At 60.6% G+C, this 14,040-nt stretch carries 11 protein-coding genes and 1 tRNA gene; 4 read left to right on the forward strand and 8 right to left on the reverse strand.

Annotated elements, in window-relative coordinates:
* Positions 1-2: 2 nt before the first annotated feature.
* Positions 3-383: a hypothetical protein gene (locus QJT78_RS32800; RefSeq protein ID WP_028147889.1), complete on the forward strand. Its 381-nt coding sequence runs from the start codon at positions 3-5 to the stop codon at positions 381-383.
* On the opposite strand, the gene QJT78_RS32805 is transcribed toward QJT78_RS32800, so the two are convergent.
* The gene (locus tag QJT78_RS32805) at positions 343-2,007 is read right to left on the reverse strand and encodes a beta-(1-6) glucans synthase (RefSeq protein WP_085965833.1); all 1,665 of its coding nucleotides are present in this window, start codon (positions 2,005-2,007) and stop codon (positions 343-345) included. The genes QJT78_RS32800 and QJT78_RS32805 overlap by 41 nt on opposite strands.
* Positions 2,008-2,229: 222 nt before the next feature.
* Here QJT78_RS32805 and QJT78_RS32810 point away from each other — a divergent pair, with 222 nt between their 5' ends.
* From QJT78_RS32810 to QJT78_RS32820, 3 genes are all read left to right on the forward strand, one after another.
* Positions 2,230-2,826: a hypothetical protein gene (locus tag QJT78_RS32810; RefSeq protein WP_028147891.1), complete on the forward strand. Its 597-nt coding sequence runs from the start codon at positions 2,230-2,232 to the stop codon at positions 2,824-2,826.
* Between the two features lie 214 nt (positions 2,827-3,040).
* On the forward strand, positions 3,041-5,710 hold the full coding sequence (locus QJT78_RS32815) for a glycosyltransferase (protein WP_028147892.1): 2,670 nt from the start codon (positions 3,041-3,043) through the stop codon (positions 5,708-5,710).
* Between the two features lie 328 nt (positions 5,711-6,038).
* A tRNA-Lys gene (locus QJT78_RS32820) sits at positions 6,039-6,114 on the forward strand.
* Between the two features lie 80 nt (positions 6,115-6,194).
* Here QJT78_RS32820 and QJT78_RS32825 read toward each other — a convergent pair.
* From QJT78_RS32825 to QJT78_RS32855, 7 genes are all read right to left on the reverse strand, one after another.
* Positions 6,195-7,412, reverse strand: a complete 1,218-nt coding sequence (locus QJT78_RS32825) for an O-antigen ligase family protein (RefSeq protein WP_157791181.1) — start codon at positions 7,410-7,412, stop codon at positions 6,195-6,197.
* A gap of 131 nt (positions 7,413-7,543) precedes the next feature.
* Positions 7,544-8,671, reverse strand: a complete 1,128-nt coding sequence (wecB, locus tag QJT78_RS32830; RefSeq protein ID WP_038944269.1) for a UDP-N-acetylglucosamine 2-epimerase (non-hydrolyzing) — start codon at positions 8,669-8,671, stop codon at positions 7,544-7,546.
* Complete coding sequence (locus QJT78_RS32835; RefSeq protein WP_038944270.1) at positions 8,664-9,674, reverse strand: polysaccharide biosynthesis protein; 1,011 nt, start codon at positions 9,672-9,674, stop codon at positions 8,664-8,666. The genes wecB and QJT78_RS32835 overlap by 8 nt, the downstream gene beginning before the upstream one ends.
* 16 nt (positions 9,675-9,690) lie before the next feature.
* Positions 9,691-10,563, reverse strand: coding sequence for an SDR family oxidoreductase (locus QJT78_RS32840; protein WP_028147898.1), 873 nt, complete (start codon positions 10,561-10,563; stop codon positions 9,691-9,693).
* Positions 10,560-11,816: a glycosyltransferase family 4 protein gene (locus QJT78_RS32845; protein WP_038944271.1), complete on the reverse strand. Its 1,257-nt coding sequence runs from the start codon at positions 11,814-11,816 to the stop codon at positions 10,560-10,562. The genes QJT78_RS32840 and QJT78_RS32845 overlap by 4 nt, the downstream gene beginning before the upstream one ends.
* Positions 11,813-12,772, reverse strand: coding sequence for a glycosyltransferase (locus QJT78_RS32850; RefSeq protein WP_049807833.1), 960 nt, complete (start codon positions 12,770-12,772; stop codon positions 11,813-11,815). Before QJT78_RS32850 ends, QJT78_RS32845 begins: the two co-directional genes overlap by 4 nt.
* 95 nt (positions 12,773-12,867) lie before the next feature.
* Entirely contained in the window at positions 12,868-13,509 is a 642-nt protein-coding gene (locus QJT78_RS32855) for a class I SAM-dependent methyltransferase (RefSeq protein WP_155257731.1), read from the reverse strand.
* Positions 13,510-14,040: the final 531 nt, after the last annotated feature.

Here is a 14,040-nt window from a genome sequence, read left to right on the forward strand (position 1 = left end):
CCATGACAAAAAAGCCCTTCCGCCTCACGCCCTACCAGGTGCAGTTCCTGATCGTCGTCGGCTTCGTGTCCGTCGGCTATGCAATCTATCTGCGCTATCTCGGCATCGAGAACTCGACCGTCGGCCTCGCCTGTGACGCCGGCCTGCAGACGCTGATCTGCAAGGCGCGCACAGTCTCGACGGTGCTGTTCAAGAATTCGGTGTTCGGCATCGTCGCGCTGGTGGTTGCGACGCTGAACCTGATGCGGCCGTCGATCGTGCTGCTCACCGTCGGCATCGTCGCCGCCGGCCTCGGCATCGTGCTCTACAATGTCGTGCTGTCGGGCCTTGCGATCGGCCTGTTCATTCTTGGATTTGCTCGGCCCGCGCCCGCCACAGCGTGAACGCGAACAGCAAGTACATCGCGCAGGTCCACAGCGACTGCCAGTTCTCGCGGCCCTCGTTGAACAGCACATAGGCGGCCGACAGCGTGAGCAGGCCCGCGAATACCGATTCCGCAATCGGACGCTGGCCGATCTGCGGCCGGTTCAGCATCAGCACCGCGAACGGCACCACCGCCATCGTCAGCGAGGCGTAGGGGAAGTCGTGGTAGCGCGAGTCGAACACGAAGGCGAGCGCGGTCTGCGCCGCGATCACCGCGGTCACCGCCAGCGTCAGGCCGAGCACGGCGGTGAGCTTCGACCATTTGCGGCCCTCGCGCGGGCCGAGCAGATCGAGGAAGGTCGGAAGGCTGCGGCCGATCACCATCGCCTGCGCGCAGAAGATCGGCGACAGGATGCCGGCCAGAAGCAGCGCGCCCCAGTGCAGCCAGCCGCCGATGCCGTAGCTCTCATAATACATCTTGTCGACGCCGATCCCGAGCAGCGTGCCCGCTGATGTCGCCGAGATCGCGACGCCGAGCCAGGCCGAGAAGCGCGGCGTCCACGGCCGCCTGCGCAGCGTGAGGCCGGCGACCGCGAACACCAGCACGCAGAGGCCCATGCCGGCGCCCATGTACCATTTCCAGTACGGGAAATTGCTGATCGGCTGGCCCGGCGGATATTTCAGGTTCCGGCGCACGGAGTCATACAGGCCCCAATAGCCGCCGACGGTGCCTTCCAGCTTGCGCTTCCAGGGCTGGTCATAGGACTCGATCAGATTGACGCGAAACTTGTTCGCTTTCGCCAGGCCCAGGATTTCCGAGACGACGCGCGCCTGGTTGGTGCGCGACGGCAGCGCGCCCTCGCGCATGCGCCCTTCGCTGGGCCAGCCGGTTTCGCCGATCAGGATTTCCTTGCCGGGGAAGGCCACCGCCATGCGCTCGCGGATCGCCTCGACATGGCTCGCTGCGAACTTCGCCTTCACCGGAACATCCTCCCAATAAGGCAGGATGTGGATCGTGACGAAGTCGACGGCGTCATACACCTCGCGATTCCTGAGCCAGAACTCCCAGACGTCGGCATAGGTGACGGGCACGCTGACCTGCGCCTTCACCGAGCGGATGATGGAGACGAGGTCCGCGGTCGTCATCTCGCCGCGCAGCAGCACCTCGTTGCCGACGATGACGCTGGTGATGATGCCGGGAAATTCCTTGGAAAGGCGGACGGCGAGCGCGGCCTGCTCAAAATTCTTGGCGCGGTTGCTGGAGAGCCAGATGCCCTGGAGCACCTTCAGCCCGCCGACCTTGCCGGCGATCGCCGGCACCTGGTCGAGCCCGTTCTCCATGGAATAAGTGCGGACGCAGTCGGTGATCTCCTTGAGCTGGCGCAAATCCTGCTCGATCTGGTCGGCCTCGATATGGGTCCACGCGTTCAGCGGCGACTGTTCCCCGCGGAACGGTGCATAGGAGACGCATTGGACCTTGTCGGCCGGGTCGATCGGGGCGCGCGCGAGCGTGATTGGCGTGGCCAGCCACCACCACACGGCAGCAATCGCACCCAGTGAAACGAGCAGAAGCGCCAGTGGCGTACGAAGAGAAATCGGTTCCGTCCTCCGCGAGGTGCCGTCGATTACCTGCTCACGCGCCATCTGCCAAGGGGTGTGTCCGGGATGGATCCTACCCTCCCCCGAGGAATTTACCTGCGGCCGTTCGACAGAGGCCTAGGATCGTGACTTTGCTGGACAAAATTTCAAATTCAGGTCATGGACTCGGCAGGACTTTGCCGCCGCATTGGGGACCCATTTGGACGCCATCACCGGCGAGTCCGCGAGGTCCTGGCGCGCGCGGTCAGCTGATATATTGGGGAATTCATGCGGCAACGGGTGTTCGAGTTACGAAATGCGGTCCTGCGGCAGTTCGCCGCCACCTTGGCCGTCACCTCCCTGGTCGTGATGGTCGGTCTCGGTGGCGCCTCCGCCCAGAGCGGCACGCCCGCCCCGGACCAGGGCAAGGCAGCCGCCCAGCCCGCCGATGCCGCCGCCAAGGACGCCGCCCAGAACCAGCGCCGCACCGACGAATTCGCCGAAGCAGCCCAGGTTATCAACGGCCCGGCAGGCAACCCCGAATGCGTCTGGCTCGGCCGGCGCGTGGTGCGGCTGATGTGGCGCGACGATCTCGATACCGCGTTCCGCCATCTCGACCTCTACGACCGCTTCGGCTGCCCCGGCGGCCACATCCAGGCCGCTTTCCGCTGCCTGACCCGCTTTGGCGGCCAGATCGATCCCAAGGTCGCCGAGACCCTGGACAGCCGCGTGCACGCCTGCTGGATCAACCCGGCATCCCAGCCGCAGCAGGCGTCAGCCAGCGCCTCCCAGCCGGCGGCGCAATCCACGGGCAATTCGCAGGCCCCGCAGCCGGCCGCGAGCCCCGCGCCTGCGGCAAGCCCGACACCGGCGCCCTCGAAATAGCCGCGATCGTTTCAGCCGCCGTTCAGGAACGATCGACGATAGAAGCGGTTGGCACTGCCGCGCATTCCGAAACTGTCATGCCCTCATACGGTCATGAGGCCATGACAGTTGTGAAACCGCGCGGCAGAGGTATGCTCCATTTGCCGCGGACTCGGTCGGATCTCGGGGTCGGATCCGCTTCCCTGCCACCTCAGCCCCTTTTGGTTTAGCCGCGATGCGCGTTGTCGCCGCCGTTCTGTTGCTTGTGTCCGTGCTTCACGCCGGCATCTGGGGAGTCTTGCGCGACAAGGAACCCGCGCCCGACTTCAAGGGCCTGCTGCCCAGCGTCTCCTACGCCCCGTTCGAAGGCGCGGCGCACCCCGACATCGACAACATCCCCACCGTCGAGAAAATCCGCGCCGACCTGAAGACGCTGTCGACGATGACGCGCGCGCTCCGTCTGTATTCGTCCACCGGCGGCGTCGAGCTGGTGCCGCCGATCGCCGCCGAGTTCGGCCTCAAGGTCACGGTCGGCGCCTGGATCGACAAGGACAAGGATCGCAACGAGCGCGAGATCAAGGCCGCCATCGAGCTCGCCCGCAAGAACAGCAACGTCGTCGGCGTCGTGGTCGGCAACGAGGTGATCTACCGCGGCGAGCAGAAGGTCGAAGACCTCATCGACATGATCAAGAAGGTCAAGGGCTCGGTCCGCGTGCCCGTCACGACCGGCGAGATCTGGAACATCTGGCGCGACAATCCCGACCTTGCCTCCAACGTCGACTTCATCGCCGCCCACGTGCTGCCCTATTGGGAAAACTTCCGCTCGGACCAGGCGGTCGACCAGGCTGTCGACCGCTACAATTTGCTGCGCAACCTGTTCCCCGGCAAGCGCATCGTGATCGCCGAATTCGGCTGGCCGAGCCAGGGCTACAATCTGCGCAACGCCGACCCCGGCCCGTTCCAGCAGGCGCTGACCCTGCGCAACTTCGTCAGCCGCGCCGAAGCCATCGGCATGGAATACAACATCGTCGAAGCCATCGATCAGCCCTGGAAATATTTCGAGGGCGGCGTCGGCCCATACTGGGGCATCCTCAACGCCAGCCGCGAGCCGAAATTCGCCTGGACCGGCCCGGTCGAGAATCCCGACTACTGGAAGCTGATGGGAATTGCGCTGCTGGTCGGCATCCTCCTGTCGCTGCCGATCCTGCGGCTGGAGCAGCCGACCGCCAGGCAGGCATTCCTGCTGTCGGCGACCGCCAACGGCGTCGGCGCCTGGGCTGCGACCGTGTTCGCGTTCTGGAACGACCACTATTTCATCTTCGGCTCGGCCTTCGCGCTCACGCTCGGCATGATCCTGCTCGTTCCCCTTGTCCTCATCGCGATGGCGCGCGTCGACGAGATCGCGGCGGTGGCCTTGGGCCGGCCGCCGCAGCGGCTGCTCTCCAAGAGCAAGCCGGTCGAGAACGTGCCCGAGAATTACTACCCGAAGGTCTCGATCCACATCCCCGCTTATTTCGAGCCGGTCGAGATGCTGAAGCAGACGCTCGATGCGCTGTCGCGGCTGAACTATCCGAACTACGAATGCGTCGTCATCATCAACAACACGCCCGATCCCGCCTTCTGGCAGCCGATCCAGGACCATTGCCGCGCGCTCGGTGAACGCTTCAAGTTCATCAACGCCGAGAAGGTGCAGGGCTTCAAGGCCGGCGCGCTGCGGATCGCGATGGACCGCACCGCCGTCGATGCCGAGATCATCGGTATCCTCGATGCCGACTATGCCGTCGATCCCGACTGGCTGAAAGACCTCGTGCCGGCGTTCGCCGACCCGCGCGTCGGCCTCGTGCAGGCGCCGCAGGAGCATCGCGACGGCGACCTGTCGATCATGCACTACATCATGAACGGCGAATATGCCGGCTTCTTCGACATCGGCATGGTCCAGCGCAACGAGGCCAACGCCATCATCGTGCACGGCACGATGTGCCTGATCCGCCGCGCCGCGATGGACATGGCCGGCGGCTGGTCATCCGACACGATCTGCGAGGACAGCGATCTCGGCCTTGCGATCCAGGAGCTCGGCTGGACCACCCACTACACCAATCACCGCTACGGCCAGGGCCTGCTCCCCGACACCTACGAGGCCTTCAAGAAGCAACGTCACCGCTGGGCCTATGGCGGCCTCCAGATCGTGAAGAAGCACTGGCGGCACTTCCTGCCCGGAAGGAGCCGGCTGACGCCCGACCAGAAGCGCGAATATGGCTTGGGCTGGCTGAACTGGCTTGGCGCCGAGAGCCTTGGCGTGGTGGTGGCGCTGCTCAACCTCATCTGGGTGCCGATCGTCGCCTTCGCCGACATCGCCATCCCCGACAAGATCCTGACGCTGCCGATCATCGGCGCCTTCATCGTCTCGCTCGCGCACTTCCTGTCGATGTACCGCGCGCGCGTCGCGATCAAACCCGGCCAGATGATGGGCGCGATGATCGCGGCGATGAGCGTGCAATGGACGGTGTCGCGCGCGGTCGCGCAGGGGTTGATCACCGAGCACATCGCGTTCGCGCGCACCTCCAAGGGCGGCCTGTCCAGGATGTCGATCGAGTTCCAGGCGTTCTGGGAGGCCGTGATCGGCACCCTGCTGGTGATCGGCGCCGGCGTGCTGATCGCCTCCAACAGCTATCGCCAGATCACCGAGATCTACATCTTCGCCGGCGTCCTGGTGCTGCAAAGCCTGCCGTTCCTGGCCGCGGTCGCGATCGCGATCCTCGAGCTCAGCCGCATCAACTCGTTCCAGTTCTGGCGCGACAGCGCGATCCGAACCGCCGAGCTGATCGGCCTGCGCCCGGTTGCGCTGCCGACCCCCGTCGGCACGCCGCAGCCGGTGCCGAGCGAAGTCCGGCGGGAAGCGAACTGACGGACGAACGGTCTCCCGGCGCGGGCGAAACCTCCGCGCCGGCAAGCCACCGGCGCTGTTCGGCCGTGGATAGCGGGCCGCCAATCGAGTTGAAAATTCCGGCCTAAGCGGCGGAAAGCGCGAGCGAATCCCCGCCTCCGCCAAGAGTTTGGGCCGCCACTCGCACTATTGACCTCAGCGCCCCATCCCCCTACACAGCGCGGGCCGAAAGCATGATCCGGAAACAGCCGGTTTTTCCCCGCGACGCCAGTTGAGGCAGCGGCAAGACATGCTTCTCGAATGTCCGAAGACGATGGCGATCGATCTTGAAAGCCATCAGCGGCCATGGGAGCGCGTAGCTCAGCCGGTAGAGCACGTGACTTTTAATCACGGGGTCCTGGGTTCGAGCCCCAGCGCGCTCACCACTAAGAGCCTCAAATTACTCGATAATTGACGCAGCGGCGGGTTGTAGACAGGGGCCCTGTCTACAAGATTTCGGTTCTGTCTACAAACTCGGTTCGCTGACTGTTCCGCTCGCGCGCGGAGCACCGGGGGAGACAGTCGGCGCTGGTCCCCGCTTCTTAGCCTGGCGTCGGACCATTCCGCCGGCGACCCCGATGCAGATCACGTATGTCCACCCTTGCGTGAAATCGGAGATATGCGAATTGAATAGCGAGCCCGTAACGTTCTGAGCCAGAACGACCAGACCGAACCAGGCTGCCATGCCAGAGCCGCGGAACATCAGGGCGTGCGAAATCCACATGGCGTAGAGCACGATAACCCCAATCAGTCCCGTCTGAAGGGCAATGGCGAAGGTCTGATTATGCGGGTTCGCTGCCCTGTTCACGTCGGATTCAGGCCCATCCGCCGTGTAATGCCGGAACATGCTGGGGACCGTTCCGGTACCGTGGCCCAGCAGGGGGGCTTGCCTGATCAGATCTACCGACGCGTCCCAATAGGCGAGCCTCTGCCGGTTCGACACTGCCGGAAGAGCCGGGTCACCGGCAGTCACGCTTGCCGCGGAATGAAGCCGATGTTTCAGATATGGCGATGACGTCCATGCGATTGCGAAAAGAAGCGCCCAAGCCGCACACGCCATGACTGCGATCTTCCAGTTGCGACGAAGCCCGAACAACAAGAGCAAAACCGGGACGACGATCAGGGCTGTCCGAGAAACTGCGACATAGCCAATGTTGATCAAGAACGCCGCCACCAGAAGCACCTCGACCACGACGCGTACGCCCCTCCTCGCGCGGAAATCCTCCTCCGCCATCTCCAGCAGCAAGAAGACACAAACAACGAAAAATCCACTCTGGCTTATGTAGTCCTTCACGACGATGCCAGGCGGCTTTCCATGGATGAGGCTCACCGAGGAGAGGAAGCCGACAAACGACATTGTCAGTAGCAACGTACAGCCGGCCATGAGGCCGTAGAGGACCCACAAACCACGGTCTGAGCGCTGAAACTGGATGAACAGAAGAGGGATCACGAGAAGCTTAAGCAGCGGCCTAATGCCTGCCAATCGGTCGCTCCAGCCGACGTCGGCCCAAAGCATTCCTGCTACCGCAAGGAGAACCAACGCTGCCGGAAGTGCGGCTGGCGAGGTGGCCAGCTGCTGCCGAACCTCACGGATACTGAGCGTCGGCAGCAAAGCCAGGAGCCAGAGAACAACCAGAACCGCAACCGCCGAGGTCGACAGCGGCAGAAAGAACGCAATGACCACGGCGATGGCATCAGCCGTGCGTACATTGAATTCGTGGTAGGTAGCAGGCCAAACTAAGATTCGCCGCCCCCCAATTGACCTGAGCATTGCCTCACCTGCGGAATGAAAAGCTCGAACCCGGATTGCGGCTGCTACTGCTGCAGTCTCCAGACGCGCCTGCGCACAAAGTCCGTGTAACTCAGGATGATACGGAGAACCTTGTCGGAGACATTGTCCGGCGTATAATCCCGTACGAGATGAAGCGCGCGCTCCGCTCCGCGAGGCTGTGACTCAAGCACCGGAATCGCCTGCAGCACTCGTTCGGCGCTCAATCCGACAAACATCACCGCCCCTTCTTCGAACCCCTCTGGCCTCTCCTGCACCTCGCGCATATTGAGCGCCGGGAAATTCAGGATCGATGATTCTTCCGTGATTGTGCCACTGTCGGAAAGAACAATCCGGGCGTCGGTCTGCAATTTGATGTAGTCGAAGAAGCCAAACGGCTTGTGGAACTCAACCAGGGAATGGGATGCCTTATCCAGGTGCTTCATTCGCTCCCGGGTTCGCGGATGGGACGAAACGACGATGCGATTGCCGTACTGCTCGGCAAGCTTGTTCAGGATGTCAAGGATGCTACCGAGCCTCTTTTGGTCATCGACATTCTCCTCTCGATGGAAGCTCGCAAGAAAATACTTGCGCGCTTCCATTCCCAGACGAGAAAGGACATCCGATGCGTCGATGTCACTGCGATAGAAGTCAATGACCTCCCGCATGGGGCTTCCAGTGGTGATGATCTGGTCCGGCGGCAGCCCTTCGCGCAACAAATAATCTCGCGCGATCGCACTATAGGGCAGATTGATGTCTGCGATGTGATCCACGATTCGTCGATTGACTTCCTCTGGAACGCGGAAGTCAAAGCAGCGATTTCCCGCCTCCATGTGGAATATCGGGATTTTTCTGCGCTTCGCTGCGATAGCCGCCAGGCTGCTGTTAGTGTCGCCGAGAATGAGGACAGCCTCCGCGGCATACTCCTCGAGCGCCTTGTCTATCCGGGTTATGACGTTCCCGATCGTCTCGGCCGCATTGCCACCAGCTGCTTCCAGGAAACAATCTGGTCGCCGGATCTGAAGTTGAGTGAAGAACACCTCGTTCAGCTCGTAATCGTAGTTCTGGCCTGTATGAACTAAGGTGTGCTGGGTGTACTGGTCGAGCTTTGCGATCACCCGCGAAAGGCGAATGATCTCCGGCCGCGTTCCTACGATTGTCATCACCTTAAGCATTGAGGCGGTCCTGCATGATATCAAGTGACCTAAGGACATCCTTGACCTGGCCCACATCAAGCCTTCGCGTATTGTGCGAGGTGTAATCCTCCTGCCGGGAGATTTCGGTGTCTCCTTCGTTGAAGTAGCTATTGTAGTTGAGATCTCTCATGTCGGCCGGAATACGGAAGTAGTCTCCAACATCCTGCGCAACAGCCATTTCTTCGCGCGACACGAGCGTTTCGTAGAGCTTCTCGCCATGTCTCGTCCCAATCACTTCGATATCGTTTCCAACCTTCAGCAATTCCCGCAAGGCCACCGCAAGATCCTTTATGGTGGAGGCCGGCGCCTTCTGCACAAAAATATCGCCTGGACGAGCATTTTGAAACGCGTACAGCACCAGCTTCACCGATTCGTCCAGGGACATCAAAAAGCGGGTCATGTTAGGATCCGTCAGGGTCAATGATTTCCCGCTGAGCAACTGGTCAATGAAAAGCGGGATGACCGAACCCCGAGAGGCCATCACGTTGCCATATCTGGTTGCGCAGAGCACCGTTTTCCCTGGATCGCATTCCCTGGACTTTGCGACCATGACCTTCTCCATCATGGCCTTGGACAGTCCCATCGCGTTGATCGGGTAAACAGCCTTATCGGTGCTCAACACCACGCAGCGCTTCACCTCGTGCTCTATAGCAGCACGCATCACATTCTCAGCCCCGAGGACGTTGGTCCTCACGGCTTCGATCGGGAAAAATTCGCAGCTAGGCACCTGTTTCAGAGCCGCGGCATGAAAGATGTAGTCGACTCCGCGCACGACGTCCGACACGGCGTCAGAGTTCCGGACATCCCCGATGAAGAACTTGACGCGAGGGTTCTTCAGTCGTGACCGCATCTCGTGCTGCTTGTTCTCATCCCGGCTGAAAATCCGGATTTCCCTGAAATCCGCCTCGAGAAGGCTTTTCAGGATAGCGTTGCCGAATGATCCGGTGCCGCCGGTAATAAGCAAGGATTTACCTGTAAACATTTTCCACCCGGATCAGTTAGCCGAACGCGTGCATCTTCTCGATCAGAGACGACCACCTTGGAGGTTGATAGCCGGTTGCCGCATGAAACCGATCTGCATTGAGTGACCGATCGATTACGAGTCTTTCGTCCGGAATGATCTCGATTTCCTTCTCATAGGTCCTGGCGATTATCTGCAGGAGATCGTACTTGTTGATCGGCTGCGCAGCGACATGATAGACGCCACGCAGCTGAGGCCGCGGGATGACATGGGTGCGGATGATCTCGGTCAGTTCGATTGTTGGCACACCAGAGAAAATGGCCCGCCGATAGCCGTTCACCTTCCCTTTGCTGGAGAGGAACCAGCCCAACAAGCCGACCGAAGAGCCTAGTTCGTGTCCAATGATTGAGGTGCGAAGCGTTATTGCGTTATCGTAGTCGACCTCACCCATGTGTTTGGTGCGGCCGTACAGATCCTGTGCGTCAGCCGGATCGCTCTCTACGTACCCGCCCTTCGCTCCGCTGAACACGCAATCCGTGCTGATGTGTATGAGCCTTGCTGACGCCGCAGCACACAGTGCCGCAAGGCGGTGCGGAAGCAGCGAGTTGATTGGAATGCTGGAAAGAGCCTCATTTGCAGTCGAGAGCTGCTTGATGATGCCGACGCAATTGATCACGATCGCCGGCCGTATCCGGCCAAAGACTTTGAGCAAATTGTCGACATCTTCGACGTCGACCCCGACAATGATGTTGTTGCGCAACTTTTCCGGCAAGTGATGCAGCAGACGGTCCGTTCTGGCGGTACCATAGACCCTGTAGTCCGCCCTGAGCGCGAAGCTGCGCAGCGCGGTGTTACCTAGCATTCCGGTAGCGCCGAGCACCAGGATCGCCGGCTTGTCAGCGTCTGTCATTGACCACCCCCCATCGCTTCTTTCGTACTTTTCAGATCGCGGCCATTCATGGCCTGTTTGAAGTGATCAACAAGCACGTCCGTGAGCTGCATCAGCTCGAAGTGCTTCTCGTACCATCGTCGACCTGCCATTCCCATTTCATCCCTCGCTGCCTGCGGCATCGACCTCAACTCCAGAATCAGCGCGGCCAATCGCTCTGCATTCTCAGCCTCGCAGGTGATGCCGGCCCCGGAAGCTTTGACGACCTCCGCACCTTCTCCGTCCATACATGCAAGGACTGGTCGTCCTATCCCAAAGTAAGTCGAAAGCTTGCTTGGCACGGTTTTGTTAAGGGCCTCGACATTCTTCAGCGTAATGAGGAGCGCATCGCTGCGCGCCATCGCATCGTTCGCAACCGCCGGCTCGACACGGCCAAGGAGATACACATTGGCCAGTGCTCGGCGCTTTATTTCCCGCTGGATCCAGCCAAGCCGGCTCCCGCTTCCCAGTATGACGAAGTTGATGTGCGGCTCGTCGCGAAGGTGCTCCGCGACCTCCACGATCGTCTCCACCGACTGAACGGTGCCGAGATTACCACTGAACGTGACGTTGAAGCCGCTCGGGAGGCTAACCGGGTTTCGGGGGCGCTCTGGAGGAGTTCGCTCGACGTCACCTGGATTTGGGTAATAGACGACCGGAACTTCACCGGCCATCGCGCAGGTGCTGTCTACGAAGCTGCGAGACTGCACCAGAAGCAGGTCGCAACGATGGTAGATCCAGCGCACAAGGCCCGCGACTCTGCGCAGTATGTAGGGGTTTTTGACGTAGCCCGTTGCCGAAAGGCTTTCCGGCCAGAGATCCTGGACCCATATGATGAGAGCCGCCCGCTTTCTCGAGCTGAAGAAGGCTCCCGCCAATGCTTGCAGCACCGGAGACGTTCCGTAGACAAATACGACATCGAACTCTTTCTTGCGCAGCCGCCACTGGCCGACGAGGATAGAACTCGCGAGGAAGGAAAGGTAATTTAGCGTCAGCGTTAGCGCGGTTTTATTTCCGCGCGGGATCAGGGGCACGCGGAATATCTCGTAGCCGGCTGGGTGCAATTCCCGGTCGCTGCGCCAGGCCCGATAGCCCTTGAAGATTGTCCCGTCAGGATAGTTCGGCTGTCCTGTAAGCACCGTCACTTCACAGCCGGCACGATGCAGCGCTTCTGCTACCGTATTGATGCGGAAGGTCTCTGGCCAGAAATACTGGGTGACGATCAGGGTCTTCATGACACACCCTCAACGTCTACGGACAACGCTTTCCAGAATCCTTCTGGCGTCTCAAAGTCACGTAGGCAGTCTCCCCGCCTCAAGTAGCGGTTTATCGCCCGCGCGATCGACAGTGACGAAGTCGGATCGAACGTTTGTACAGGGTCGCAAACATCCCTGACATAGTCGAGCTCGCTGGCGATGACCGGCAACCCTATCGCTCTTGCCTCCGCGAGAGGCAATCCGAACGATTCCGTTGTGGATGGGTACACGAGCGCTCCGGTCTCACCATAGACCTCCGCAAGCTGTTGACGTGAGAGCGCTCCAAGGTTGACGATACCAAGGCCGGCGTTCTCGATACGCATTTTGAGGCGCGCCCAGAGCTCCTGATCCTTTGATCCGAGCGTGAGCGCAAGACTCGGCCGGCATCCGCCCTCTTTGAGGAGCTCCCATGCCTCGACCAGCCGGGCGTGATTCTTGTGAGGCTCACCGTCGGCCGGGTAGACGAAGTCAAATGCGCGACCGGAGGTCAGTGCTGGCACGGATATATCGTTCGGCACCAGAGGCAGGATCTGGATCCTTGGGCGATGAGCGACAGCGCCAACCAGGACGGCAAGTGCGCGCTTCATGCTCGGTCCCTGAACGATGACTTCCCCGACTGAATCTAACTGGCGACGGAGAAGCCACCGCTCGACCTCAAGGCGCAAGCGCGTCAGGATTGGGTAATCGCGGAGCGAGCCACTCTCGACAAGGAGCCGGTTCTGCAGAAACAGCGTAAGCTTAGAGCCCGACGCCTCGTTTAAAAAAAGTGGTGGCAGTCCATGAAAGCAAAGGACGCGCACTCCGCTCCGCAAGGCAGCCGCGAGGCGGCATTCTGCGCGGAGGCGGTTCAGCAGCCCCGGCGGAACCCACTCTACGTGTATCTCCTCAGGAACGGAAAGGTTTGCCTTGGCACGCTCGTCAAAAACGGCGGTCACTCTCGGCTCACCGGTCCAGGCCGCCACGATTGACTGCAGAAGAACTAATCCGCCTCCAGCCCGAACATTCGGAGCGTAGATTAGGAGAGGCGCACTCAAGACTTCTCACTCGGTCGCTCGAACGCGGGAACGTCTGTTAGCTTCCACAAACCAAGGCTTTTATCGACGAATGCGCCACCCCCTTCTGAGCATTGCTCGTTGATCACCCTCAAAGGCGCTGGAAAGTTGAACGGTGGCGCCTGCATGTTGAGAGGCCGCCAAAACCGAGCGTCGAGGTCATCATTGTGCGCCCGCTCCACGAAGGTCGTCGCGAGCAGATACATCGCACCGGTGCGTCGAAAATTGGCAAGAACCCTGAAGGCATCCTCGAATGACAGGTGCACCAAGCAATCGCGCGTCAGGATCAGATCAGCCTTCGGCAGCTCATCCTTCGCAATATCCACACAGAGGAATCGGACCCCATCAGATCCGTGCATCTCGGTGTTCCGTTGAATCATAGGCGCGACGATATCGACGCCGATATACTTCGGCACACCCAGCTTTGTCTCACACATCCAATGCCAGTCGCCACATGGCGCATCCAACAGAGTACCGACGCCGAGCTCTGCAATGAGCTTCGGCACCTCCACGCGAATTACTGACGTCTGCTTGAGGTTGGATCCTTCACCGGATCTGGACTCGGAACCACCAAAGACGTTGTGCTCGTAGACCTTTGTGAACTTTGACCTGATGTCCAAGTGGGCGACATCAGAGGGCCCCGCCGAACCCGCAAGCACACTCGTGAAAAAGCGGCGTATGAAATTGTGAAGTCGACTTATGAAGAGATGAACAGACAACATGCAGCCCCTTACTCCAATAGAAGTAGCTCGTGTTGATGTCTGGCCGTGAGACATCGACACGCAACTCTTTCATCAGAGCCGTTCGGTAGTCGGCCGCGGATGCTTCGCTTGTGATTCAACGCTTGTCGCCACCCCGCGACGAAGCACCCGAGGCGCCTCCCCTATTGATTGCAGCAGCCTTACAGCACACTCAATCAACAAATCAAGCCTTCGACTGCTAGCCCGTCTTATTCGCGAGAGGGCGCCTGAGAGGCTGGCGAGCGTGGTGTAAAGCGCTGATGCGGCGTAGGATTCGGTTGCGAAGCCACCCCATCACCTTCAACCGCGAACGCCACGCCCGCCATGACCGATGATACGATTTCAGACCACTATCGAGAAGCAAGAATTCAACACAAATAAAACCTCTGCCTCGCGCTCGATCTCTTCATG

Origin of the sequence: Bradyrhizobium sp. Mp27 (assembly GCF_029953005.1) — a bacterium.
Taxonomy (GTDB): domain Bacteria; phylum Pseudomonadota; class Alphaproteobacteria; order Rhizobiales; family Xanthobacteraceae; genus Bradyrhizobium; species Bradyrhizobium barranii.